This is a genomic window from Bacillus sp. ISL-4 (assembly GCF_018613275.1).
Taxonomy (GTDB): Bacteria; Bacillota; Bacilli; order Bacillales; family DSM-1321; genus Peribacillus; species Peribacillus simplex_E.
The window spans coordinates 118,743-143,405 of record NZ_JAGGQN010000014.1; the positions used below are offsets into that span (position 1 = coordinate 118,743).

Annotated in this window: 28 protein-coding genes and 1 pseudogene; 10 read left to right on the plus strand and 19 right to left on the minus strand. The window is 41.6% G+C overall.

All coding sequences use genetic code 11. The annotated features are described in order from the left end of the window. Nucleotides 1-340: 340 nt before the first annotated feature. Entirely contained in the window at nucleotides 341-1,333 is a 993-nt protein-coding gene (locus J7J00_RS13190) for an NAD(P)/FAD-dependent oxidoreductase (RefSeq protein ID WP_214791211.1), read from the plus strand. A gap of 154 nt (nucleotides 1,334-1,487) precedes the next feature. Continuing rightward, entirely contained in the window at nucleotides 1,488-2,129 is a 642-nt protein-coding gene (locus J7J00_RS13195; protein WP_214791213.1) for an SDR family oxidoreductase, read from the plus strand. Nucleotides 2,130-2,501: 372 nt separating this feature from the next. On the opposite strand, the gene J7J00_RS13200 is transcribed toward J7J00_RS13195, so the two are convergent. Continuing rightward, nucleotides 2,502-2,864 carry a HesB/IscA family protein gene (locus J7J00_RS13200; protein ID WP_214791215.1) on the minus strand — a complete coding sequence of 121 codons (363 nt, stop codon included), beginning with the start codon at nucleotides 2,862-2,864 and terminating at the stop codon, nucleotides 2,502-2,504. 210 nt (nucleotides 2,865-3,074) lie between these two features. Continuing rightward, nucleotides 3,075-3,311, minus strand: a complete 237-nt coding sequence (locus tag J7J00_RS13205; protein WP_214791218.1) for a YuzB family protein — start codon at nucleotides 3,309-3,311, stop codon at nucleotides 3,075-3,077. Nucleotides 3,312-3,597: 286 nt separating this feature from the next. On the opposite strand from J7J00_RS13205, the gene J7J00_RS13210 reads away from it, so the two are divergent. Continuing rightward, nucleotides 3,598-4,665 carry an NAD(P)/FAD-dependent oxidoreductase gene (locus tag J7J00_RS13210; protein WP_214791220.1) on the plus strand — a complete coding sequence of 356 codons (1,068 nt, stop codon included), beginning with the start codon at nucleotides 3,598-3,600 and terminating at the stop codon, nucleotides 4,663-4,665. A gap of 82 nt (nucleotides 4,666-4,747) precedes the next feature. Here J7J00_RS13210 and J7J00_RS13215 read toward each other — a convergent pair whose 3' ends face one another. Continuing rightward, nucleotides 4,748-5,077, minus strand: a complete 330-nt coding sequence (locus tag J7J00_RS13215) for a YuzD family protein (protein WP_214791222.1) — start codon at nucleotides 5,075-5,077, stop codon at nucleotides 4,748-4,750. Between the two features lie 181 nt (nucleotides 5,078-5,258). Between J7J00_RS13215 and J7J00_RS13220 the strand changes: the two are divergent. Further along, nucleotides 5,259-5,480, plus strand: a pseudogene (locus J7J00_RS13220) (NifU family protein); the annotation flags it as partial. Between the two features lie 196 nt (nucleotides 5,481-5,676). On the opposite strand, the gene thrB reads toward J7J00_RS13220, so the two are convergent. The 5 genes from thrB to yutH all read right to left on the minus strand — a co-directional run bounded on the left by thrB (nucleotide 5,677) and on the right by yutH (nucleotide 11,186). Continuing rightward, nucleotides 5,677-6,621 (minus strand): homoserine kinase, encoded by a 945-nt coding sequence (gene thrB, locus J7J00_RS13225; protein ID WP_214791225.1) that lies wholly within the window; start codon nucleotides 6,619-6,621, stop codon nucleotides 5,677-5,679. Beyond that, on the minus strand, nucleotides 6,618-7,679 hold the full coding sequence (gene thrC / locus J7J00_RS13230) for a threonine synthase (RefSeq protein ID WP_063234042.1): 1,062 nt from the start codon (nucleotides 7,677-7,679) through the stop codon (nucleotides 6,618-6,620). Before thrC ends, thrB begins: the two co-directional genes overlap by 4 nt. After that, the gene (locus J7J00_RS13235; RefSeq protein ID WP_214791227.1) at nucleotides 7,676-8,974 is read right to left on the minus strand and encodes a homoserine dehydrogenase; all 1,299 of its coding nucleotides are present in this window, start codon (nucleotides 8,972-8,974) and stop codon (nucleotides 7,676-7,678) included. Before J7J00_RS13235 ends, thrC begins: the two co-directional genes overlap by 4 nt. A gap of 190 nt (nucleotides 8,975-9,164) precedes the next feature. Further along, nucleotides 9,165-10,079 carry a L,D-transpeptidase family protein gene (locus J7J00_RS28025; RefSeq protein WP_286201327.1) on the minus strand — a complete coding sequence of 305 codons (915 nt, stop codon included), beginning with the start codon at nucleotides 10,077-10,079 and terminating at the stop codon, nucleotides 9,165-9,167. 105 nt (nucleotides 10,080-10,184) lie between these two features. Continuing rightward, nucleotides 10,185-11,186 carry a spore coat putative kinase YutH gene (gene yutH, locus J7J00_RS13245; RefSeq protein ID WP_098371472.1) on the minus strand — a complete coding sequence of 334 codons (1,002 nt, stop codon included), beginning with the start codon at nucleotides 11,184-11,186 and terminating at the stop codon, nucleotides 10,185-10,187. Nucleotides 11,187-11,365: 179 nt separating this feature from the next. Between yutH and J7J00_RS13250 the strand changes: the two genes are divergently transcribed. Then, complete coding sequence (locus J7J00_RS13250; protein ID WP_286201328.1) at nucleotides 11,366-11,863, plus strand: phosphatidylglycerophosphatase A family protein; 498 nt, start codon at nucleotides 11,366-11,368, stop codon at nucleotides 11,861-11,863. A gap of 60 nt (nucleotides 11,864-11,923) precedes the next feature. Here the strand turns inward: J7J00_RS13250 and J7J00_RS13255 are convergent, their stop codons facing one another. Together J7J00_RS13255 and J7J00_RS13260 are read right to left on the minus strand one after the other, a co-directional pair. Further along, a complete protein-coding gene (locus J7J00_RS13255; RefSeq protein WP_214791231.1) occupies nucleotides 11,924-12,691 on the minus strand; it encodes a TIGR01457 family HAD-type hydrolase in 768 nt (255 codons plus the stop codon). 23 nt (nucleotides 12,692-12,714) lie between these two features. Continuing rightward, nucleotides 12,715-13,311, minus strand: coding sequence for a DUF86 domain-containing protein (locus J7J00_RS13260; protein ID WP_309487165.1), 597 nt, complete (start codon nucleotides 13,309-13,311; stop codon nucleotides 12,715-12,717). Nucleotides 13,312-13,569: 258 nt separating this feature from the next. Here J7J00_RS13260 and J7J00_RS13265 point away from each other — a divergent pair, with 258 nt between their 5' ends. Together J7J00_RS13265 and J7J00_RS13270 are read left to right on the plus strand one after the other, a co-directional pair. Beyond that, complete coding sequence (locus J7J00_RS13265) at nucleotides 13,570-13,836, plus strand: DUF3055 domain-containing protein (protein WP_098371475.1); 267 nt, start codon at nucleotides 13,570-13,572, stop codon at nucleotides 13,834-13,836. A gap of 70 nt (nucleotides 13,837-13,906) precedes the next feature. Beyond that, the gene (locus J7J00_RS13270) at nucleotides 13,907-14,194 is read left to right on the plus strand and encodes a cytosolic protein (RefSeq protein ID WP_286201329.1); all 288 of its coding nucleotides are present in this window, start codon (nucleotides 13,907-13,909) and stop codon (nucleotides 14,192-14,194) included. 30 nt (nucleotides 14,195-14,224) lie between these two features. Here J7J00_RS13270 and J7J00_RS13275 read toward each other — a convergent pair whose 3' ends face one another. Next, nucleotides 14,225-14,500 (minus strand): YutD family protein, encoded by a 276-nt coding sequence (locus tag J7J00_RS13275; protein WP_076368161.1) that lies wholly within the window; start codon nucleotides 14,498-14,500, stop codon nucleotides 14,225-14,227. Nucleotides 14,501-14,613: 113 nt separating this feature from the next. On the opposite strand from J7J00_RS13275, the gene J7J00_RS13280 reads away from it, so the two are divergent. Further along, complete coding sequence (locus J7J00_RS13280) at nucleotides 14,614-15,276, plus strand: YhcN/YlaJ family sporulation lipoprotein (RefSeq protein ID WP_214791233.1); 663 nt, start codon at nucleotides 14,614-14,616, stop codon at nucleotides 15,274-15,276. A 37-nt stretch (nucleotides 15,277-15,313) separates the two neighbouring features. On the opposite strand, the gene lipA is transcribed toward J7J00_RS13280, so the two are convergent. Beyond that, nucleotides 15,314-16,228 (minus strand): lipoyl synthase, encoded by a 915-nt coding sequence (gene lipA / locus J7J00_RS13285; protein ID WP_214791235.1) that lies wholly within the window; start codon nucleotides 16,226-16,228, stop codon nucleotides 15,314-15,316. 187 nt (nucleotides 16,229-16,415) lie between these two features. Between lipA and J7J00_RS13290 the strand changes: the two genes are divergently transcribed. Further along, nucleotides 16,416-17,405 (plus strand): M23 family metallopeptidase, encoded by a 990-nt coding sequence (locus J7J00_RS13290; RefSeq protein WP_396020541.1) that lies wholly within the window; start codon nucleotides 16,416-16,418, stop codon nucleotides 17,403-17,405. 86 nt (nucleotides 17,406-17,491) lie between these two features. Next, on the plus strand, nucleotides 17,492-18,241 hold the full coding sequence (gene yunB, locus J7J00_RS13295) for a sporulation protein YunB (RefSeq protein WP_214791237.1): 750 nt from the start codon (nucleotides 17,492-17,494) through the stop codon (nucleotides 18,239-18,241). 22 nt (nucleotides 18,242-18,263) lie between these two features. On the opposite strand, the gene J7J00_RS28030 is transcribed toward yunB, so the two are convergent. The 7 genes from J7J00_RS28030 to sufB form a co-directional block, all read right to left on the minus strand. After that, nucleotides 18,264-18,767 carry an HD-GYP domain-containing protein gene (locus J7J00_RS28030; protein ID WP_286201330.1) on the minus strand — a complete coding sequence of 168 codons (504 nt, stop codon included), beginning with the start codon at nucleotides 18,765-18,767 and terminating at the stop codon, nucleotides 18,264-18,266. Further along, nucleotides 18,685-19,029 (minus strand): HD-GYP domain-containing protein, encoded by a 345-nt coding sequence (locus J7J00_RS28035; protein ID WP_286201331.1) that lies wholly within the window; start codon nucleotides 19,027-19,029, stop codon nucleotides 18,685-18,687. Before J7J00_RS28035 ends, J7J00_RS28030 begins: the two co-directional genes overlap by 83 nt. Nucleotides 19,030-19,523: 494 nt before the next feature. Then, on the minus strand, nucleotides 19,524-19,826 hold the full coding sequence (locus tag J7J00_RS13305) for a YunC family protein (protein ID WP_034310161.1): 303 nt from the start codon (nucleotides 19,824-19,826) through the stop codon (nucleotides 19,524-19,526). Between the two features lie 55 nt (nucleotides 19,827-19,881). Beyond that, on the minus strand, nucleotides 19,882-21,273 hold the full coding sequence (locus J7J00_RS13310) for a bifunctional metallophosphatase/5'-nucleotidase (protein ID WP_214791239.1): 1,392 nt from the start codon (nucleotides 21,271-21,273) through the stop codon (nucleotides 19,882-19,884). A gap of 16 nt (nucleotides 21,274-21,289) precedes the next feature. Continuing rightward, entirely contained in the window at nucleotides 21,290-22,117 is an 828-nt protein-coding gene (locus J7J00_RS13315; RefSeq protein ID WP_214791241.1) for a sulfite exporter TauE/SafE family protein, read from the minus strand. Nucleotides 22,118-22,200: 83 nt separating this feature from the next. After that, a complete protein-coding gene (locus tag J7J00_RS13320; protein ID WP_214791464.1) occupies nucleotides 22,201-23,049 on the minus strand; it encodes a DUF72 domain-containing protein in 849 nt (282 codons plus the stop codon). Between the two features lie 193 nt (nucleotides 23,050-23,242). After that, nucleotides 23,243-24,640, minus strand: a complete 1,398-nt coding sequence (sufB, locus tag J7J00_RS13325) for a Fe-S cluster assembly protein SufB (RefSeq protein WP_214791243.1) — start codon at nucleotides 24,638-24,640, stop codon at nucleotides 23,243-23,245. Between the last annotated feature and the right edge of the window lie 23 nt (nucleotides 24,641-24,663).

The following is a 24,663-nucleotide window of genomic DNA, read 5'->3' on the forward strand; positions in this document are numbered from 1 at the left end:
CATAAAAAATTCATAAAAATTTTACCAAATTGTGTATAAGTAAATATTAGTCTTTTTCCATACCTTTTTCAAGTAACAAACCGAACTTTTTCGGGGTTAAAATAAAGCCAAAAAGCGTTACTTTTCACCCGGTTCCGAACCATATTTATACGATATGCTTAACATTGGTAAAGAGTAATTTTACCCACTTTCGAAAGAGAATAAAGAACATTCATCATGAAACTGCCTATATATAGTCAAAACTTTCTCACTTTTCTAACTTTACCCGTTTTTTAAAAGATCATCTATGTTAAAATAAGAGAATAAATTTCAGCAAACCTAGTATATCGGAGGGATAACGTTGGAAGTTAATGAAAAAGTTTATGATATTACCATCATTGGCGGAGGCCCAGTTGGATTATTCACTGCATTTTATGGGGGAATGAGACAGGCATCCGTAAAAATCATCGAGAGCCTACCACAATTAGGCGGACAATTGTCGGCCCTTTATCCTGAGAAATACATCTATGATATCGCTGGTTTCCCCAAAGTGCGCGCTCAGGAGCTAGTGAATAATTTGAAGGAACAAATGGCAAAGTTCGAGCAGGATGTTGTCCTGGAGCAGGCCGTTCAAGAAGTGGAAAAGCAAGCCGATGGAGTTTTCAAGTTAACGACTGATAAAGAAATCCATTACTCCAAAACGATTATCATCACAGCTGGAAATGGGGCTTTCCAACCCCGCCGCATCGAAATTGATGATGCAAAAAAATATGAAAGCAGTAACCTTCACTATTTCATCGATGACCTCAATCATTTTGCCGGCAAAAAAGTGGTGGTCTTCGGAGGTGGAGATTCAGCAGTGGACTGGGCCCTGATGCTGGAGCCTATCGCCGAGAAAGTGAGCATCATACACAGAAGGGATAAATTCCGTGCCCACGAACATAGTGTAGAAACACTTAAAAATTCAAAAGTTGAAATAAAGACTCCATACATACCTTCAGAGTTGATTGGTACAGACGGACGGATCCATACAATTGTCATCAAGGATACAAATGGTGAAGATACAGAGACGATGGAGGTAGATGCAGTCATCGTTAACTACGGCTTCGTTTCTTCCCTTGGTCCCATTAAGGAATGGGGACTCGATATCCAGAAGAACAGTATTTTGGTGAATTCCAGAATGGAAACGAATATCCCGGGAATTTATGCTGCAGGTGATATTGCAACATATGATGGCAAAGTAAAATTGATTGCAAGTGGTTTTGGTGAGGCACCCACTGCCGTCAATCACGCCAAACAATATATTGACCCAAAAGCCAAAGTTCAGCCCATGCACAGCTCTTCCATGTTTTAAAATCACGCAAAAACCCGGCTTTCACAGCCGGGTTTTTTTGTTGTCCCCAATTCGATGATTGTGGATAACTTATTTCCATTAGTTATCCACAGTGCTTATCCTTGTCATCTAAGGGTAAAGAGTAGGATAAGCCATGAAAGGGGAATGCACATATATGAATATTTTAATTGTAGGAGCCAACGGAACGACCGGAAAACAGATCATTGGGGAATTATCAAAAAATCCGCAAATGAATGTATACGGGATGATCCGCAAAGAGGAACAGGCTCAAACGATAAAAGAACTCGGCGGGCATCCAATCCTTGCAGATTTAGAGGGAAATGTGGATAAAGCAGTGGATAACATGGAAGCCATCATTTTTGCCGCCGGATCTGGACCAAAAACAGGGCCGGATAAAACGACAGCTGTGGATAAGAATGGAGCCATTAAACTCGTTGATGCCGCCAAGAAGAAGGGTATCGAACGTTTTGTCATGTTAAGCTCTGTCGGTTCTGATAATCCGGAACAAGCCCAAGAAGGAATGCGCCATTATCTCGAAGCAAAGCATGATGCCGATGAACATTTAAAAGCAAGCGGGCTGACATACACGATTGTCCGGCCGGTTACTTTAACAAATGAACAAGCCATCGGAAAAATCTTTGCGGATGAGAAAGTGGATCATATTAATAAGTCCATTCCAAGGGCCGATGTCGCCGCCGTTCTTTCCCAATCAGTCACAAAGGAAAAAACATTCAATAAAATTTTCGAGATTTTCAGCGGCACCCTCCCAATCAAAGAGGCCCTGTACAATATTTAAGGCAGCAGCAAATAAGCATAAAAAAAGGGGGCACTTGTTAAAGTGCCCCCTGACTAGACTGTAAACACATTCAAGGAAAGCGAGTTTGCCTACAGTTTTTTCTTTAAAATCGTTTTAGTTGATTTCAGAAATCCGCTCCCTTTCCGCCGACTGTCTGCCAAGCCTCCTCGACGCAAGCGTCTGTGGGGTCTTGGCTAGCCAGTTATTCGTCAGGAGTGTCGCAAATTTCTTCAATCCAATAAGTTTAACAGTAAAAAACCATGTAGGATAACCTAGTCTGTTTTAGGATGAGACCATCCTGAACCCTTTTGTCAAAACAAACTTAGGGAGCACTTGTTAAAGTGCCCCCCTTTTCCAAAGTAATGGAGTTTCTTAGCAGTTCTCCGGCGTACCGGCGTTTTTTGCCGTTTTGAAGGAAGACCCGCAACCGCATGAAGCGATAGCATTTGGGTTTTCGATCGTAAAGCCTCCGCCCATCATCGTTTGTTTATAATCAACTACCGTTCCATTCAATATATCTGCATCCTCGGCATTAACAAGGATCTTAATTTCAAACTGTTCCAGCTGGCTATCTTTATCTCCAGGCTCTTGTTCAAAACCCATTCCGTAGGATAATCCGCTGCAGCCTCCGCCTTTAACGGCCACTCTTAAAAATGAACCCTCTTCGCCATTATGTTTCATCATTTCTTTTATCTGAAAAGCGGCAGCTTCCGTTATTTGAACAACTTCACTCACAATAAATCCCTCCTTCTTCTGATATGTGAGATAGAACTATTTCTCTTTATAGTATATACCAAAGAAATTCCCACGCTCAATTTTTCAGCTTGAAAATATTCATATTCCCCCACCTATTTTACCAAAAAATTAGTTTATACTAATGCTGCAAAACTGATAATTAAAAAGGCTGTTCCATCGAGGAACAGCCTTTTAATTCGCCATTGATGATTAGAACATTTCATATTCATCAATATACTTATATATTTTATCCACCAATTCATCCGTTGTGTCACCAAAAACCACTTCACCGTTTACAAGAGCATATAAGTTACTGGAGCACCTACCGCAATATCCCAGACAACCATATTCTATGATATCTAAATTCGGATCCCGCTCCAATCTTTCCAGAGCCTCCTGAGCGCCACTGACCAGATTGCTTACACAAAATTCAATAATCGGGTACATTGTTTCACCTCACAGTTACTAACAAATCATCTTATTACTTTTCCCATATACAGTCAATATTTACGCATAAAAAATCAGCCGATTTCAAGATATCGGTTGTGATTTCCTTTTATATTCGTTATACTTTTGTCGGGGTACGTAAAAAAAGAAAATTATCTAATTTTTTATTCTTGTTACTAATTGGGGTATATATATTTATTTACACTTTAAAGGGGACCATTTGGGGGAATCCTATAGTTAAATGCTTGTCAAATTTTCAAGAGATCATATAAAGGGGAAAAATCATATGAAGAATCTAGTCATACTTGGTGGCGGGTATGGTGGTATGCGCATGTTGCAAAGATTGCTGCCTAATCAGCTTCCTGAAAATGTGAGCATCACACTTATCGACCGTAATCCTTATCACTGCTTAAAAACGGAATATTATGCTTTAGCAGCAGGTACCATTCCAGATCAGCACATCCGTGTTGCATTTCCTGAACATCCTCGCTTGAAGAACGTATACGGAGAAGTACTTTCCATCGATATGGAAAATAAACAAGTCATTATAGAAAATCAAGATCCTGTCGTTTATGATGATTTAGTCATTGGCCTTGGCTGCGAAGATAAATACCACGATATTCCTGGTGCAGACACACACACTTTCAGTATCCAAACTATCGATAAATCACGCCGCACATATTCAGCTTTGAATAATTTAGGTGCCGGTGCAACCGTTTCTATCGTTGGTGGCGGACTGAGTGGTGTTGAGCTTGCAAGTGAATTGATTGAAAGCCGTTCAGATTTAAACGTTAAGCTATTCGACCGTGGACCGCATATTCTATCTGCTTTCCCAGAAAGATTAAGTACTTTTGTTGAATCATGGTTCGATAAACATACAATCGAAATCGTCCATCATTCAAATATAACGAAAGTTGAGCCAAACCTTCTTTATAATGGCGACGAAGCCGTTCAAAGCGACGTCATCGTTTGGACAGCTGGAATTCAGCCAAGTAAGATCATCCGCGATATGGATATTGAAAAAGACCGTCAAGGAAGAGCAGTTCTGACTCCTCAGCATTTCCTTCCTAATGATGACAGCATCTTTGTTGTCGGCGACTGTGCGAGCCTGCCTCATGCACCAAGTGCTCAATTAGCGGAGTCCCAAGCTGAGCAAATCGTCCAAGTTCTTGTGAAGAAATGGGCAAATGAACCACTTCCGGAAAGCTTCCCTACAATGAAATTAAAAGGAACATTAGGTTCCCTTGGGAAGAAACAAGGTTTTGGTCTTGTTGCAAATCGCCCAATCACCGGTAGAGTGGCACGCCTGATGAAATCAGGCATTCTCTGGATGTATAAATACCATAACGGTTGATTCCAACCTACATTTCATAAACTGGCCCCAATGAGCTGCATGCAGCTCATGGGCCAGTTTTTCTTATTTCTTCCATTATATATCACACTTGCATCGTATATCCGTATTTTTCCATCGTTTCCACCACTTTTTTGAGACGCACATTTCCTTCTGCAATGATTTCACCTTCGATGAGGACCAGTGGATAAAACAAATCTTCTTCGATCATCTTCGCGGCAAAGTTCTTTTGCTTCAGCGTTTCTGGTGGATTATACATATCTATATAGGATATTGTGAATTTCTGTTCAGGAAACTTTCTCGTTAAAGCGGCTTCAAGCCACTCACAGGTATCTTTCGAAGAAGGGAGATTCACACAACTCGCGCAAATTTGCTCCGCTCCATACACTTCTATCTCAATTTCTTTCATTACCATACTCTTCCTCCTTCATTTTAGTATATTTGCTTCATTTTGAATAATGTTTAAAAACTTCACCTGTTTCCATCATACCAGAATAATATAGATTATATTTCCGCAAAGTTACAGTTGGATTTTTTACTACCTTCGCTTTATAATATGATTAGGAAAGGAGTCGATTGCAATGTCTGAACAAACAATGGAAGTTCAAGTTCAAGAAGTCCTAGATAAACTTCGTCCGTTTCTTCTTCGTGATGGCGGTGACTGTGAACTAGTTGACGTAGAAGATGGAATTGTAAAATTACGATTACTAGGAGCCTGCGGAAGCTGTCCTAGTTCGACCATTACGCTAAAAGCTGGGATTGAGCGTGCCCTTCTTGAAGAAGTCCCTGGTGTAGTGGAAGTTGAACAAGTTTTCTAATAGCCCTTTAAATAACATGCAGCGTATTGATGAAGGATCACTTCATCAATAAACGTTCAACCTTTTTTCATGCAGGCCGGAACTTTTCCTGGACTGTAATAAAAAATAAAGCTGACTCGGCTTTTGCCCTATCAAATGAATTGATACGGCTTGACGCGAGTCAGCTTTTTTATATGGACAGTAAATGAAGTATGGCTTACGATTTCAAAAATTTCAATTCCTTTTTTTCCTGTTCTGAAAGGATTGCCGTATAACTTCCATCATTATCTATTTCCAATTCTTTCACAAGATATTCCGGAAATTTTTCCTTCAATCCAGTGAGCAGACTTTCGCTTTCTTCTGCGGATGCCAAGCACAAAACAGTTGGACCTGCTCCGCTTAGGGCTGCACCAAATCCTCCTTCATTGAGGACAACTTCTTCTATAAGCTCTAAATGCGGGACCAACTCCGCTCTATATGGTTGATGGAAACGATCACTTTGCATCATTTCACCTACAAGCTTCCAATCTTTAGATAGAACTCCTGCCAGCAAAACATTTGCGGCTGCACTTCCGTTTATTGCATCTTTATAGGATAGAGAATTCGGAAGGACATTTCTTGAATCCTCGGTAAGCAATTCAAAATCGGGAATGACAGCAATCACCTTAACTCCCTCGATCGGAAACGACACGACATCCGTTCTTTCCTCCGTATGAAGGCCCACAACCAATCCACCATACACAGATGCCCCCGCATTATCCGGATGCCCTTCAAAGAGGGAAGCATGCCTATTCTTCTCCTCATCGGATAAATGAAGTTCACCAACGATGTTCGCCAATTCAATCCCTGCCACAATGGCAGAGGCACTGCTTCCAAGACCCCGCGCCAGTGGAATTTCGCTAGAGACGAAAAGACGGCATGGGGATAGTTCCTTTCCGTAGGAAGCCGCCGTTTCCTTGGCAATTTGGACGATATAATTACGATCATCCCTTGGAAAAACAGACATTTCCTCTGAAAGTGGAACGACTTCCCAATGATCTGATGAAGATCCGTGTATTTCCAAGTAAAGACCTAGCGCCAAGCCGATGGAATCGAATCCTGGTCCTAAGTTGGCCGTACTTGCTGGCACACGGATCAAGAACATCTCTGATTCCGCACTCATGCCTGTTTCACACCCTGCAGATGTTCTAAAATGACTTCTTCATCCATTGGCAGCAATGTCGGTTGAATCGTGCTTGTATCGACTGCCACATTCGGATCTTTCAATCCATTTCCAGTCAATACAGCAACAATCTTACTTCCTTTTTTGATTTCACCGCTTTTTAATTGCTTATAGATACCTGCAATGGAAGCACATGATGCCGGCTCTGCAAATACCCCTTCTTTTTTAGCGAGGAAATGATAGGCTTCCAGAATTTCTTCGTCTGTCACCTCATCGATTTTTCCTTTGGATTCATTTGCTGCTTCCACAGCAAAGTTCCAACTTGCAGGATTTCCAATCCGGATGGCTGTTGCAATCGTTTCGGGATTTTCAATGATGCTATCCCGGACAATTGCAGCCGCACCTTCAGCTTCGAACCCTCTCATTTCAGGAAGGCCCGTTTGTTTCGATTCGTTATATTCTTTAAACCCTTTCCAGTAAGCAGTTATATTACCCGCATTCCCGACTGGAAGCGCCAAAATATCCGGTGCGGAGCCAAGAGCATCACAAATTTCGAATGCCGCTGTCTTCTGCCCTTCAATCCGGTATGGGTTGACCGAATTCACAAGAGTTATCGGTGAGCTCTCACTAAGTGAACGGACGATTGTTAAAGCCTGGTCGAAGTTCCCTTCGATCGAGATGATTTCCGCTCCATACATAACGGCTTGGGCAAGCTTGCCCATGGCTATTTTACCTTCCGGGATGACAACGATACAGCGCAGGTTGGCACGGGCCGCATAAGCGGCTGCAGCTGCTGATGTATTCCCGGTGGAAGCACAGATGATCGTGTCGCTGCCCTCTTCTATCGCTTTGGCGACAGCCATGACCATTCCGCGGTCTTTAAACGACCCAGTTGGATTTGCCCCTTCGTATTTTACATGTAAGTCGATTCCCCACTCTTCGGATAATCGATTCAGTCTGATTAAAGGTGTATTCCCCTCCAAAAGGGTTAGTGCAGGTGTGTTTTCATTAACGGGTAAAAAATCTTTATACGTGCTTATAAGTCCTTGCCAGCTCATTTGATGTCCTCTCCTTCAACTCTGTATGTGCTTTTCACTTCTCTTACCATATTGTAATCATTTAATTTCTGTATTATTTGCTCAAATGCAGCCTTTGTGGCAGTATGCGTAACCAATACGATTTCGGAAGATTCCTTTTCATCCAGAGGCAATTGAAGGATTTTATCGAACCCTACCCCATGCTCGGCAAATAAATTCGTGATTTTGGCTAAAACGCCAACTTCATCTTGAACATGTAATCGAATGAAGAACTTAGCGAAAATCTCAGTCGCATCTTTTAATTGTTTCGGGTACTGAGGTGAAACGGCACTGCGGCCATTTACGCCCAGCCTCATATTCTTGATGACCGTCACCATATCCGAAACGACTGCAGTCGCAGTAGGAAGACTGCCAGCCCCCGGTCCGTAAAACATCGTTTCCCCTACGGCTTCCCCATAAACGTATACAGCATTATACTCATTATTTACCGATGCTAACGGATGTGCTTCAGGAAGAAGTGCAGGCTGGACACTTACCTCGACTCTATCCCCTGCCCTCGAAGCGACGCCGATCAATTTCATTGTATAACCAAGCTTCTTACTATATCTCAAATCCTCTTCGGATATCTCGGTAATGCCCTGTACCTCAACATCATTCAAGCCAATGTTCATGGAGAACCCGAGTGTGGAAAGGATCGCCATTTTACGGGCCGCATCCAAACCGCCTACATCGGCAGTCGGATCGGCTTCAGCAAATCCCAGCTCCTGAGCTTCCTTCAATACGTCATCATAAGCTCTGCCTTCCTTGCTCATTTTCGTTAAAATGAAGTTTGTCGTACCATTGACGATTCCCATCATTTTCGTGATGCGGTCAGAAGATAATCCATCCACAAGTCCGCGTAAAATCGGAATTCCCCCTGCAACACTTGCTTCATAGAACAAATCACATTGATTCTCGGTGGCCAATTCCAGCAATTCCGGTCCATATAAAGCCATTAGGTCTTTATTGGCCGTAACGATATGCTTTTTATTCTTTATTGCCTCTATTAGATAACCGCGTGTTTCTTCGATTCCACCCATCACTTCTATTACAACATCAATCTCGGGATTCGAAAGGATATCCTCAGGATTGTCAGTTAACATACCTTTATCGATCTCGACAAGCCTCTCCTTCGTCGTGTCTTTGACTAGTATCTTCTTAACGGATATGGAACAGCCCACTTGGTGCATGAGCTTGTCCTGATGGCTTTCAATGATTTGTACGACTCCTGATCCAACTGTACCTAACCCCAATAAACCGATCGAGATGGCTTTCATATTTTGGTTCCCCCTTAAAAACTGTTTGCCTGAAGAAGACGTTTGTATTTGTATAGTAGACATTATAAGTTTAATTCATATAATTATCAATAGTTAGAAAAGATGGATGCACGAACTTTTTTCGTCCATCCCTTGAACGAGTAAGAACGGGTAAAGCTAAATTTTTTATGGGAAACCATTTTGGTCATTATTACTTAACGCTCTTCAATGAATCATTTGTCCCCATTACAATATGTGGCTTTTGCACGGGATCCATCCATTTCAGTAAACTGACGACATTCTTTTCGGCCGTGGCTGTACATCCAGCCGTCGGTTTTGTACTCCCTCTCCATATATGAAGAAAGATTGCACTTCCTTTTCCTTTTACGATGGGATTCGTATTATAATTGATGACTGCCCCATACTTATAGAGTTCATGATTCATCCTTTCGAAAGACTTCCATTTACCTGCAGGATTTCCTTTATAGGTTTTCCACTTGTTATAATCCGTGGATGTCTGATCATCAATCCAGTAGTCATAATTGGTCGTTTTCTTATAACTCATTTTCACTCCCGCCGGCTTCGTTTCGCTTCCAAAGGCCGTACCAAATGAATAAATCCCGACCGGGGATTTCCCATCCCCCTCTTTTTTGCTCTTCGTGAAGCCGTTCTTCCCAATGACACCCTCCATCTTCTTCAATGCCCGGCGCCATTCCCCTTGTTTCTTCTCATAAGTTTGGATCGTGACCTTCGTATCACTCATCGCTTTACCTGTCACAGATACAACTTGGTTAACGCCTTTTCTCCCATCGAATTTCTTCAAAATGGCTTTTTCACCGGAACTGAAAACCTCTTTTGCATCTGCCATATTGATATATGCGGTCTTATTTGAGTGACAGACCTTATACCAGCTTCCAGTTCTTCCACTTGCCGATAATTCTTTATTTTTCTTATAGGTTTTTAACGTTTTACTTGCAGCCGACGCCTTTTCTTTCACATCCGCTTCAGACTTCATGACAATCTTGAATTGAGTTGCTTCGCAGCCTGTTTTCGTTTCAGCTTTCGCAAGATTTGCCGTTTGGAAGATTAAAAGGGCTATAAGGGCGGCCATCATCAATCTTTTCATGGTCCCATCCTTCCGTAGTGATTAAATATCTAATTATTCTAAAAAATCTTGTTATCATCATAACATAGTAAGTAAGGATGAATCATATTTCTTTCCTGTTTTTATCTAAATCCAGTCAATTTTAGGCAAATCATATTGCTTGGCAGGGACCTCTGCCAATTCATAAAAATGTTTGAGGAAGGACTCATATTGTTGGGAGGATTTCGTGATCGAAGATATTTTATCCTCCAATTGGTTCGACCTTGATTCCGTCGTTTTTGAAAAATACTCTTCCACAGTTTCAAAGTAATGAATGGGAAATAGCATCCTCGAATATAATAACCGGGCCGAAAAGCTGGAGAACGGTTCTATGGACTGATATTCGTGAAAGAAATGGGCAATTCCCCGCTGATGGGTATGCACATTTTGAAAATAATGTTCCCTCACCCATTCCGCGACATCCCTGGTTCCGTGGTCAAATACCCAATCGAACGGATTTTTCATCCACTTATTGCTTTTCCAGGTATCATGTAAAAAACGTTCATAACATACCGTTCCACTATCGACAATTTGTGGGGTATCATCGATTTCCGTGTCGACTAAATATTGAATCGCATTTTCACCTAGGACCATATAATAGGGAAAGGTTTCAATAAATAATTTTTCAAACTGGTTATCAGGATGGGCGTTGAGCTTATCCCGCCAAATCTTTTCTAACTGATCGATCCTTTGTTCCCAGAGTTCTTTCCATTTACCGATCCTTGAACATGTTCGAATCGTATCATTAATCGTTCTCCCACGCTGATGGAATCTTGCCAGACGTCTTCCTGGGTTGAAATTTTTCGGACCTTCCAATGCTTGATTGGCAAGAAGGATGAATAATTGTTCATCCGCTTCCGAAACATAGCTTCCATGATTGGCAAGGACAAAGGCGGATACGTGACGATCACCTTGTGAAATCAGATGTTGAGACATTTTATAACGTTCCACTAATTCCTCCTGCTCCATATTTTCAATGGGAACGATACTGTACACCATATTCCCTGAACGGAAGCTTGGAAACCTGACATTGGCTTCTTCAAGCTCCACCTGTATACCATAATTATTAAAAATGATTTCTTCTATCATGGAATGGCCCCCTTCATCAAATGGATATAATAGAAATATTGGACATCATAAACTTATATATATGTGGAATAACCCGTTTTCTGAATGATTATCGAAACCTTATTAGAAATTCCAATCAAAACGTTTAATCAAATCAAACTACGTGCATTAGAACTTAATATAGAGAAATGGGTGATGACATGGCTAATATTGAACAATCAATGTCTGAGAAAACGGCTCGAAAATGGCTAATCGAACGAGGAGTGAAATTGGAGGATATCGCTGAGCTTGTCATGTATTTGCAATCTGGCTACCATGAAAATCTCCAAATGTCCGATTGCCTTCACAATGTCGAACGGGTCCTTTCAAAACGCGAGGTCCAAAATGCCATCCTTACCGGCATTCAGTTGGATATTCTAGCTGAGAAAAAACTGCTCGAGGAGCCTTTGCAGAGCATCATTGAAATAGATGAAGGCCTATATGGGGTCGATGAAATATTGGCTTTTTCAATTGTGAATGTTTATGGATCCATCGGCTTTACCAATTATGGTTTCATCGATAAACAAAAGCCGGGTATCTTAAAATATTTAAACGATAAAAGCACGGGTAAGGTGAACACCTTTTTAGATGATATCGTTGGGGCAATTGCAGCTGCAGCTTCAAGCCGGCTTGCCCATAGAACCGAAAATGCGGAATAGTAAACATATGATATTCACGACATAAAAAAACCAGGGCTGCATTCGCAGGCCTGGTTTTTTTCATTCGAAGCGCCATAAGTCGAGGGTGTCCACCACATGCGTCGGCTGCTCCTTATATTGCTTTAAGCGTTCTTTTGTCGTTACGCCAGTATGTACAAGCAGTGTATCGATCCCTGCATTGATGCCGGCAAGGATATCTGTATCATAGTTATCTCCAACCATGATTGTCTCTTCTTTAGGTACCCCTAATACTCTTAGAGCTTGCTCCACTATGACGGATTCAGGTTTTCCAATGAAAATCGGCTGTACCTGGGTCGAAACGGAAACTACGGAGGTCAAGGCACCATTCCCCGGTAAAAGGCCTTGCTCAGTGGGAATGGCAATATCACCATTGGTCGAAATGAAAACAGCTCCGTTTCTTACAGCAAGACAGGCTTTTGACAACTTTTCATAATTGACCCCGCGGTCGATGCCCATTACCAGAAAGTCTGGATGCTCTTCCTCAAGCTTCATTCCTTTTTCCTTAAGAGCCTCTATGATGCCTTCTTCACCTACCACATAAACCGATGCATCTTTCTTTTGTTCAGCTATGTAATTGGCAGTGGCCATGCTTGTCGTGAAAACCTGGTCATCTTCCGTCGATATGCCGATGCTTCTCAATTTATCCGCCACCTGTGCCGGAGTCCGAGATGAATTATTGGTGACGAATAAATAAGGGATATCCCTTTTCCTTAAGTCATTAATAAACCCTGCCGCTTCCGCAATTTGTTCAGTTCCGCGATACATGGTGCCATCCAAGTCAATTAAATATCCTTTATACGACTTCATTTGAATTCGCCTTCCTAACGCTGCTAGTTTTTAAAAGCTGATACAGGTCCCAATTCATTTGTTAAATAGTTCCTCACCAAATCCGGGAATTGCTTGAATGCCTCGATATTTTCCGAAAATACGGCATGCAGTTCTGTGTGATTCACTTCAATGAAGTCTTGAACCAACATTTTCCTTAGTGGCAAGACCTTTTTGAATTGTATCGCTTTTTCTTCAGAAATGACTTTTTCATCTTGAAGGATATCGATAATATCTTCATAACTTCCTGGATCACGCATAATAAAACCATCAATTACCGCATTTCCTACGTCCAACACGGAATCGATGGAAGTTTGTATGAGCCTTTCAGCGATAAGTTCCGAAAGATCTCCATCCCAATTATCATGCCCTTCAAAAAGTCCAAGCTGCTTTTCAAGAAAACCTAATATTTGTTCAATCTTTTGGCGGTCTACAAAGTACATTTTTTTCCAGATCCTTTCTGATCTAAGATGATATAGGGAATCATTGGTTGAATAAGCGGCATAGTTAAAACCCTGTGCCGAACCAACCTTATTCCTTGATAATACCATAGCTTCTCCCTTTCTCTCAATTCCTTCAACCACAACCATTGTACCATCCAATAACTAACAGAAGCGGGTGTGTTACACATTGCCATTTTCTATAGGTGCATTTCCCGACAGCAACTCCAAGAAATCCAATTCACGATCCCATTTATATTCTTACCATTTTCATTTAATCGATGAACGCTAATGATTGCCGGAGCATCATGAGGAGCGACGAGGTTCTCAGGCAGAGGCCCCGTAAAATGTCTGTTCCCCTATTGAAGTCACTTTGTTATGATGGAACTACAAATGTGAAGTTAAGAAGGGAATGATACTATGGAAGATCGTTTTTATTTATACAATGACGTCGTTGATTCAAAAACCCGGTTCATAAGCTTCATGGGAGAGGAATCAAGATTCGATTTGGCCATTACGACTACCGATCGTTTTTATGGAAAGAAGCTTGTTTTAAATATGCAGAGTAACCGTTTCGCGATTATTGGGCCTGATGATTTAGAAGAGGAAGGCTATCTTGAGCATGCCTTTCAGTTATCAGAAGCGGAAGCCGAAGAACTGCGTCACTTTTTAATGGAAATCGTCTGAGTGCTGAAGTTTTTTATCTTAAACGGGAAACCTACTGAATGTAAGATCGATTACATGAGGGGGGATTATCTTGGACAAAGAAGAATATCACGATTTTTCCAATGTCGAAAAACAGAGGGATTATTTAATTCCTGAAGAATTTCCCGAAGGACCTTTTGGATCAGCCATAGCAAAAGATGCACCAGTTCAGAATAAAAACACCCCGTGGCAGGAAGGGCAACGATATCAAAGTGCCTTTAATTATGAAAATAAATCGTTGCACGAAGATTTACCTCGACAATATCCTGGTGCTCATCCGACACATGATGATTCAGAAAAAGATGAACAGCCTCCATATAAAGGATATGGTAGCTCTTAACACGGAAGGCCAGAGTGAATTCTGGCCTTTTTATTTCTTTATTTTCTTCACGACGAAATAAGGACAGCCAAAATTGCAGTATTCATATAAATATTCACTAAGCGTGCTTATTTTCGTATCAAAGGTCGCTTTCTGATTATTATCATCAAAAAATCCACGCAGCCTCAATTGCCCGTAACCCCAATCCCCTACTATATAATCATACTTCGTTAAAATCTCACTGTATCTGGCCTTAAACGCTTCTTCGTTATAGCCTTCCCTTTCATTCTCAATTATTTCATAGGTCATGTTATTGATGTTAATCATTGTTTTCACCTCTCATATATACATTCCTTCTTTAAATTATAACTGATTCCCCATCAATTACTAAGCGAAAAATAGAGAAATATGTTCATCCTAAAGTTACGGGGGTGTTATTGATGAAAAAAACAATAATAACGATAGGTTTAAGCTCGATTATTGCACTAACCGGATGTGCTGATAAAGCAAAAGATCAGGGGATGGGTGCAAAAAACCATCCCGGTAACCCAACAAACGTAAATAATCCAACTCAATATTATGATGAGGATTATCGTAATAATGACAATAAAAGTGATGATTTCGGTTTTACCCGCACTAATAGTGCAACCATTGATGGCCGTAACATTTCCAACAAAGCTGCTTCCATTGACCGTGAACAACTTTCTGATGTCATAACTAAACTGAGTGTTCAGATTCCAAATGTCAATGATGCCGCTACCCTCGTTACTGATGAGGAAGTGCTTGTCGTATATGATACCAATGCCAAGGATCGGACGGAAACCGCAGACCAAGTCAAACGCACTGCCATGTCCGTCGTGCCTCGCTACTATCATGTCTACGTCAGTGATGATTATCAAACCCTTGCCCAAGATGTCGAGAACTTCTCTACATTGAAATCAGGCAGCAAAGGGATAGACTATACGATCGAACAAACCATCAAAAGAATGCTGAAATCGCCTCAAGGGTACAAAATGAGTGACGAAGAAAATGAAAACGGGGAAATGGTTAACGATAAAAGAGATCATCACGATAACATCCATCAAAAAATGGATAACCGTTAATAAAAAAGGACCGAATTTTTCGGTCCTTTATTTCACTCTATTTCAATAATTTTTCACCTTTGTTTTGCTTATTTTTTGCCGCAGCATTAACCTGTTCATCCGCATGGTAGGATGAACGGACAAGCGGGCCGGATTCACAATGGCTGAAGCCTTTTTCCAACGCACGTTCCTTCAGCTCGGCAAACTCCTCAGGCGTATAGTATTTCAGCACCTTTAAATGCTTTTTAGTCGGCTGCAAATACTGGCCGATCGTCATGATATCCACATTATTAGCCCGTAGGTCATCCATGGTCTCAAGGATTTCCTCCCGAGTTTCACCCAAACCTACCATTAAACTGGACTTTGTCGGGATTTCCGGATACAGTTCCTTGGCTCTTCTTAAAAGCTCCAATGAACGTTCGTACTTGGCCTGAGCCCGTACACGGTCGGATAAACTTCTGACAGTCTCTATATTATGGTTCAGGATATCTGGTTTAGCATCCATCAAAGTCTTGATATTTTCAAACACCCCGCCCATATCAGACGGTAATACTTCGATTGATGTAAATGGATTTTTGCGTCGGATGGCACGGACCGTTTCAGCAAAAACTTCAGCGCCTCCATCCTTTAAATCATCACGGGCAACAGCTGTAATGACGACATGCTTTAAATTCATCAAAACAACGGAATCGGCAACACGCTCCGGTTCAGCCCAATCCAATTCATTCGGACGTCCGGTTGTAACAGCACAAAAACGGCAAGCCCTTGTACAGATTTCACCTAAGATCATGAAAGTAGCCGTCCTTCTCACTGCCCAGCATTCATGAATATTCGGACATTTTGCCTCTTCACAGACAGTATGAAGATTTTTCTCGCGCATCATATTTTTTAAACCGAGGTAATTTTCGTTAGTATTAAGCTTTATTTTCAACCAATCTGGTTTACGAAGAATTTCTTTATTTGTAGAAGACATGAAAATGCCACTCCATTCTATAGAAATTAACACACCCTACTTTAACAATAAAAAAGCATTTATACAAGTTATAGTTGGTTTCCCATTATTTATTTTTCATGTTTATAGCTAAATCAGCAAAACTATAAAAGATGGATGGACTGATGTCTTTTAAATACGGAAAATGTCATGAAAGGAGCCTGCCCCGTTGAAAAAATTATTCCTTCTTACCATAACTTGTTTGTTTATTTTGAATGCACCAGGCCAAGCGGCTATTGCTGCCGATACCCCAGATGTATATGCCGGGAGAATGGAGCTATATAAAAATATGGAGGCCACCATCCAAATCCCCTGGTATTACCTTGCTGGAGTTGATCAATATGAGCACAGCCTCAGGGCTGCACGAAGGGATTTAGAGCCGGCAAAGGGTTTGATAGGCATCCACATCGAGCCTTCAAAGTGGAGCGGGGCCCTCAATCCTGACTTAAACGACGTGAACCCGCTCACGATCACATTTTTTGATGGGTTGGGCCAGGATGGAAATGGTGATGGCAAAGCTGATATCACTAATGATACAGATCGATTGTATGCTTTTTCGAAGCATCTCCAATCTTATGGTGCTGATGAAGATAATATCCGGATCGGCTTGTGGGATTATTATAAACGAGATAAAGCCGTCAGCATCATTATCGGCAATGCCGAGATTTATAAAAAATATGGCCGGTTGGATCTACATGAAAAGGCCTTTCCGGTTCCAGTACGAACTCATTATACGTACTTAAATACATGGGGAAGCGCTCGCGGATGGGGCGGAAGGAGAATCCATGAGGGCACTGATATTTTTGCGGATTATAGCCTTCCCGTTCGTTCCACGAGCTATGGAATCATCGAAATGAAAGGCTGGAATAAATTCGGCGGTTGGCGGATTGGGATACGGGATTTAAATAATACCTATCATTACTTTGCTCATTTAAGCGGCTTTGCCAAAGGGTTGAAAGTCGGACAAATCGTCGAGCCCGGACAAGTCATCGGAGGTGTCGGCAGTACAGGTTACGGCCCTCCAGGAACTTCCGGAAAATTCCCTCCCCATCTTCATTACGGAATGTACAAAGACAACGGAATTACAGAATGGAGCTTTGACCCTTACCCCTATTTAAGAATGTGGGAAAGGAAAGATCTGGCTAAAAAGCAAAAGTGAGCGGCGTGAATTTTACGCTGCTTTTTTTTGATTCGAACATAAACCCCTGAACTTAATGCATAGTTATTAGTAAAGGGGGCTAAAGCGTGTTCCGAAAAAGATTTCGAACGAAGAAATTCCGAAAAAAGGGGCCTCTTCCCACCCGAAAAGTATTTCTCTATTCATTTATCCTGTTTATCATATCAAGCATCATGACCCTTTGGTACGTGGACAAATCAATCGAACCCGTGATCATGAGTGTAGCCGAATATGAAATCAAACGGATTGCAACGGAAACGATTCATGAATCAGTTGATGAGAATATAGCGAAGATTGATATGAACAAAATCATCACCAATAACAAGGGTGATAAGGACTCCAGTTCTTCCTATAGCTTCAATCCGGTCATATACAGTGAATTGCGTGCTAACATTACGAATGATATTCAAAAAAAGCTTGGCATCAAACAGGGAAACCCTTTTAAAACAGGTTCAGCCAAAATAAATGATGAACAATATAAAAGTGTGGTCTATTATATACCATTTGGTGTCGTAACCGGGAATAACCTTCTTTCCAATTACGGACCTGAAATCCCAGTGAAAATGTCGGTCATCGGAAATGTTGAATCGGATTTGAGGACAAAACTGACAAACGCAGGCATCAATAATGTTTATTATGAATTGATTGTGGATTTTGATGTCAATATTCAAATCGTCATCCCCTCTTTCACAAAGGAGACCAAGGTGAGTCAGGAAGTGACAGTCGGAAGCCTGCTGATCGAAGGTGATGTTCCAAGTTATTTTAGTAACGGAAACAGTTCGGTGGCACCTCCCATCATGAAGGAAAACAAGGAATGAAAAAACCAGCTTATCCTTGAGGTTAGGCTGGTTCTTGTATATTGAGACATTTCATGATAAGCAAATGCAGGTTTGTATTCAAGTCCACTTCATACTGCTCCTTGATTTGCTCCCCATCTTCTTCAAGAATCCTTATCATGGGGCGGTCTCCTATCCCCTCGTTCTGAGCGGATACTACCCCTTTCCTTCCATCATTCAATTCAACGGATAGTTCATTAGGATAAATGGCAACCGACCGGCGGAAAGCCTCGTTGATCGTATTGTCGAACTTTTTCCCGACTCCGGCATAAAGGACTTCCAATCCCTGATGCGGCAGCATGGCCTTACGGTAAACCCGGTTGGAAGTCACGGCATCAAACACATCGGCAACGGCAATGATCTTGCCGGAATAATGGATTTCATCCCCTTTTATCCCACGGGGATATCCAGAACCATCTAACCGTTTATGGTGCTGATAGGCACAATTCGCAACTAAAAGGGAAACGGTATGAACATTTTTGATTAGATGGAATCCATAATCGGCCATTTTTTTGGATTTGTTCAAACTCACTTTCCGTCAGCTTACCGGGTTTATGGAGGATTTCCAAAGGCACGAGCATTTTGCCGACATCATGTAACATCGCTCCCGGCCCAAGAATTTCGAGATTCCTATCATTGATATTCAATTCCATCCCGATTGCCAGGGTATATAAGGACACATTGAAGGAATGAGTAAAGATATAGTCATCGTATGTATAAACGTCAGCCAATAAAGTCATTAACTCTCTATTCCTTTTCAGCTCGCCCATGATGTTCCAAACTATTTGAGTGAACTTGACGTGAATGACCCAGTAAGGTTCAATTTGTTTTTCATGTCCAGGAAAGTGGTTTCAATCGTATTAATGGGTTCTCTTCGTAGTTTCCCTGACACTGAGGGCTTGGGAATAATGTCATCCGTCCTGGAATCTTGAATGTAAACAAAGGGAATATTAAGGGACACCAGTCGATTGATCATTTTCTACGTTAATGTAAGACCCTCGCACAATAGGATATGGCCCCGCTCATTATAGATGTTTTTACGGAGCCTTGCTCCAGCTCTTAGGGACTCTGTAATAGCTAGCCTCATACTTGTACTCCATTTCCCCACTCAACATTTATAAATCAAACCGTTTCTTTCCTTTATTAGGATTATCGGAAAATATTTTGATAAAAGAATCTGTTTGAACGCATATTGAAAAAATATCAGCATTTCCTTTGATAAAAAAAATAAGGCCCCCTTCTGGAAAAAAGAAAGCCCCCCTTTTCAAATCATTTTGATTAATGCCTCTTTACCAATCATTCCTGGATGAATGCCCTTTTCCACAGCCTCCCAGGTAACTGATTCAAGCGGCGCTTCCAATAGTTCTTCAATCGATTTAACTCCTGTGGCCCTTCCTGCAAGGATTTTACGATCTCTCAATTTATCATTCAGCAGTCCAACATCTAACGCACCGCACATTATATACCCTTTTTCGGACGCGACAGCAAGTAAATTCGTTTTGGGAAGTCGGACAGAAATGGCTAGGAATGTATGATTATCAAGAATTATTGGTATCATGTTAATCAATTGGTTTCGCCCCTCTCTTCCCGATACTTTATGAAAAAAAGGGCGAAACCGTGATTTAGAGTTTGGTGTTTGTGTATATTTTTTTCAGCTTCCATAAAAGGATATCCCGTAAGAATTCCGGTAGTAAGTATTCCTTGCGATTGGAGCGCTGGATACTTGGAAAGAAGTGCCCAAACGTGAACATATCAGGTATCGCAAGTTTATAGGACTTATCCGTCTGCAGTTTCTCCCCTTTTATAAGTATCCCTTTTACGATTCCATTCTCCATTTCATTAAATTCAATTTGATCATAATGCATGACTCCCATGATATTTCCGCGGAAACCGAAACCTTTCACCTGAATATGAGGCCACTCCTCATTTCTCGATTGCATTAAGATTTCCTTTAATTCATTCCCATTAACTTCAACGACGCAAGGATTGATAGGATGTGGACAGATCCTGTGAATATCCCCTTTTGTGACAGGTCCCTTTGGCAGCCCTTCGAGCAGAAGACCGGCATTCAAAAAGGAACAATCCGCCTGAGTCCACTCCCTTAGGGCATCCCCAAGGAGTTCAGTCAAAGGACTTCCTTTGAACCAATCATTATCCAGTGCTTCGGGTAAATCCACTGCAACCTGTTTTAGCGTTTCCCCTCCGGCCTGGTATATCTCTTCAATCCATGACCGTTCATTCTCCAATTCCAAAAAGTCATTGGTATCATAAAGAATGGCACGCTTATGGCTAACTTTCTTTTCCTGATTGACGGTCATTTCCACCTGTCCAACATAGAAACCATATTTTCCTGCACCGCAAAGGAGTGTATCATTGATCAATTTACCTTGGTGGAGGATGTGGTGGGTATGCGCGCCAAGTATGATGTCAATCTCCGGAAAATCCTCTGCCATCCTCTCATCATCATGGATGCCCAGGTGGGAAAGGATAATGATTACATCCGCCTCTGTTTTGACCTTTTCGAGCTGTGCCTTTAACTCCACGAATGGTTCTGTTATTTCCCAGCCCATCGCAGAATAAAACTTTTGAAAAAAGGCTGTCAAACCTATCATGGCAATTTTGGTGCCTTTTACCGTCGTATGTATCCAATATGGCAGCGCCCATTCCGGCCTTTCATAATCACCGTAATAAATATTGGCTGCCAAGACCTTGAACTTTGCATGATCATATAAGGAGTCTAATGCATCATGAGGTAGAGTGATCCCTTCATTATTGCCGATGGTCACATATTGGTAGCCCGCTTCATTAAGCAATTCAATATTTCCTTTACCCAACGTACCTTCTGTATATGGATGCCAGCGGTCCACATGATCGCCTATATCCAGTATGATCGCTTCTTCTCCCGTTTCTTGATGAAGTTGTCTTCTTTCTTTAAGAAACTTATCAATACGAGGCCAATTCTCAAAATGACTATGGAGATCATTGGTGTGATACAAATGAATGATTTCTGACATCATTTCTCCTCCTCGTTTATCCTGTAATACCTTGATATATAAGACGTAAACCAATGATTATCAGCACTATTTTCAACATATTTTCCAGCGACGCACTCTTTAAGCGCGTATTGATGAATGCGCCCAATTTAGCACCGAACCAAGCACCCGGAATCAGGGCAAAAGCATATGGCCAATTTACATTTCCAAGGGAAATATGCGTAATCGAATTAGTGATGGAAGATAGAAATACCATGAACATCGAAGTCGCTACAGCCATATGCGGAGGGAAGAAGAATAGAAGCATCATAACGGGAACCATTAAGGCCCCACCGCCAATTCCAAATAACCCGGAGCTGAATCCCACGACAAAAGAAATCAATACAGCTAACAGGGGGTGGTAACCATAGGAAAATGAATGCCCATTTTCCGTTTTATACGTCTTCACTATTTTCCCTTTTCCAGGCTTGAAAAGCATTGGCTTCAAACGATTTTTCACTAATAACACGATAGCCATGAAAACCATGAAAATTCCAAAGTACAATGAAAAAGCTTCGGCGTTAAGGTTTTTATTCACATAAGCCCCTATTATTCCACCAGGTGCACTGCCAATAAAAAAGGTTAAGCCGGCCTTATAATCCACCACCTTATGTTTTAAATAAGATAAAGTAGAAGATAAGCCGGTAAAAATCATGATTACGGTTGAAACACCTACAGCGACCTGAGGAGTCAGCTCATCAATAATATTCGTAGATGTACCTAAATATAAAAGAGAAGGCACAATGATGATGCCGCCGCCCAGACCGACAAGAGCGCCGATTGCTCCCGCTAATAATCCAATACCAATTAATACTAACCATACCATGAAGAAATCCGCCTTTACCTGTTTGTGAGGATATTACCTCTCTAGCTTGTCACATCATCTCTTTATTAATTATATAATTCCCCTTAAAACAAACCAAGCTGCTTAGGAGCCAGCCCTTCATATTCTATACCAAGCAATTCGATCATTTGTTTGGCATTATCAGCGGCATCTCCTCCTGAGTTATTATTGAACAGGACATATAACTCTTTGGATTCTTTTTCCAATTTCCTGATTTTCTCCACCCATTCTGTCAATTCCTGATGATTATATCTATATAAGTACCTGACCTCACGCCAATTATCACCCGAAGAAGGCCTTTGCCAACCATGCAGGTTACGGCCATGAAAGCGTATCAGGGTTTTATCTTTATCGGCGGCATGCAGAACGACAGGAATGGATCCCTCTCCAGCCTGCGGCTCATCGCATACAGTATGGATCCAGCCTTCCTTTTCGATAAAGTCCAAAGTTTGCTGGAATACATTGGGCCTGTACCAGCTTTGATTCCGAAATTCAATGGCAGCTGGAATATCGCCCATTTCAGCTTTGCACCATCGCAAGTAATTCACATTTTCCCGTTTACAATCAAACCATGGCGGAAACTGAAATAAGACCATCGCGAGCTTGCCGGACTTCTGATAAGCTTCCAGAGAGTCGCAAAATGCCTTGAACATTTCCTTCTTACTTTCAAATGGGATTTCCCCACGCTGATGTCCTGTCATCCCTTGATAGGCTTTAACGACAAACTGGAATGATGCTGGCGTCTCGGATACCCACTTTTCACTGTTCCTCTTTGGCTGGACTGCATAGAATGAGGCATCCACCTCCACAACGGGAAAATGAGCACCGTACTCTTTGAGTTTATCACGCTGGGACACACCGCCATGATACAAACTATCATGATCACCCCAACCGGTCACACCAACATAAATCATCTGCATCATCACTCCTTTGGGACAGGCCCCAATTACTGGACTTCTTCTTTTATTATTTTTTACCCTTATTGAGACATATCCAATCTTTGTTATAAGGGTGTGAATATCAAAACAAAAAGCCTGCCAGTCAGACCCGGCAGGCTTTTGTATGAATGGTTATCCTAAATCGCCTCACAGGCAGGCCAGTCGGTTATTATCCGATGGAGCCTTCCATTTCGAACTTGATCAGACGGTTCATTTCAACCGCATATTCCATAGGAAGTTCTTTTGTAAATGGTTCGATGAAGCCCATTACGATCATTTCCGTTGCTTCTTGCTCAGAAATTCCGCGGCTCATCAAGTAGAACAATTGTTCTTCAGATACTTTGGAAACCTTCGCTTCGTGTTCAAGGGAAATGTTATCATTCAAGATTTCATTGTAAGGGATCGTATCAGATGTAGACTGATTATCCATGATTAATGTATCACATTCAATGTTGGACCGAGCTCCATCCGCTTTACGTCCGAAATGAACGATACCACGGTATGTTACTTTACCGCCCTGTTTAGAAATTGATTTTGATACGATAGTTGAAGATGTATTTGGCGCTAGGTGAATCATTTTTGCTCCAGCATCTTGGTGTTGGCCTTTGCCGGCAATGGCAATCGATAATGTCATACCGCGAGCACCTTCACCTTTTAAGATGACAGCAGGATATTTCATTGTCAATTTGGAACCGATGTTACCATCGATCCATTCCATTGTTGCGTTAGCGTCACAAACCGCACGTTTCGTAACCAGGTTAAACACGTTATTTGCCCAGTTTTGGATCGTCGTGTAACGGCAGTAAGCATCTTTCTTGATGACGATTTCAACAACCGCACTATGAAGGGAGTTAGTTGTATAAACAGGAGCTGTACAACCTTCTACATAGTGAACGGATGCGCCTTCATCAACAACGATTAACGTACGTTCGAATTGCCCCATGTTTTCAGAGTTAATCCGGAAATAAGCTTGAAGCGGAGTATCCACTTTAACGCCTTTTGGTACATAGATGAAAGATCCGCCTGACCAAACTGCCGAGTTCAATGCAGAGAATTTATTGTCAGTGGGCGGGATCGTTTTTCCAAAGTGCTCACGGAAGATATCCTCATTTTCACGAAGTGCCGAGTCCGTATCTTTAAACACGATACCCAAGTCTTCCAATTCTACTTTCATGCTGTGGTAAACCACTTCTGATTCGTATTGAGCAGATACGCCGGCAAGATATTTTTGTTCGGCTTCAGGAATTCCTAATTTATCAAAAGTCTGTTTGATTTCTTCAGGAACTTCGTCCCAAGACTTCTCTGATTTCTCTGATGGCTTAACATAGTATGTGATTTCATCAAAATTCAGGCTCTGCATGTCGCCGCCCCATTGAGGCATTGGCATGTTGTAAAAATGCTCCAATGATTTCAAACGGAAATCAAGCATCCATTGCGGTTCATCCTTCATTCGAGAAATTTCTTCCACGATTTCTTTTGTCAGACCACGCTTTGAACGGAAGATGGAAACATCTTTATCCGCAAAGCCATATTTATAATCGCCGATTTCAGGCATTTTCTTTGCCATAGCTCGTATTCCTCCATTTCAAA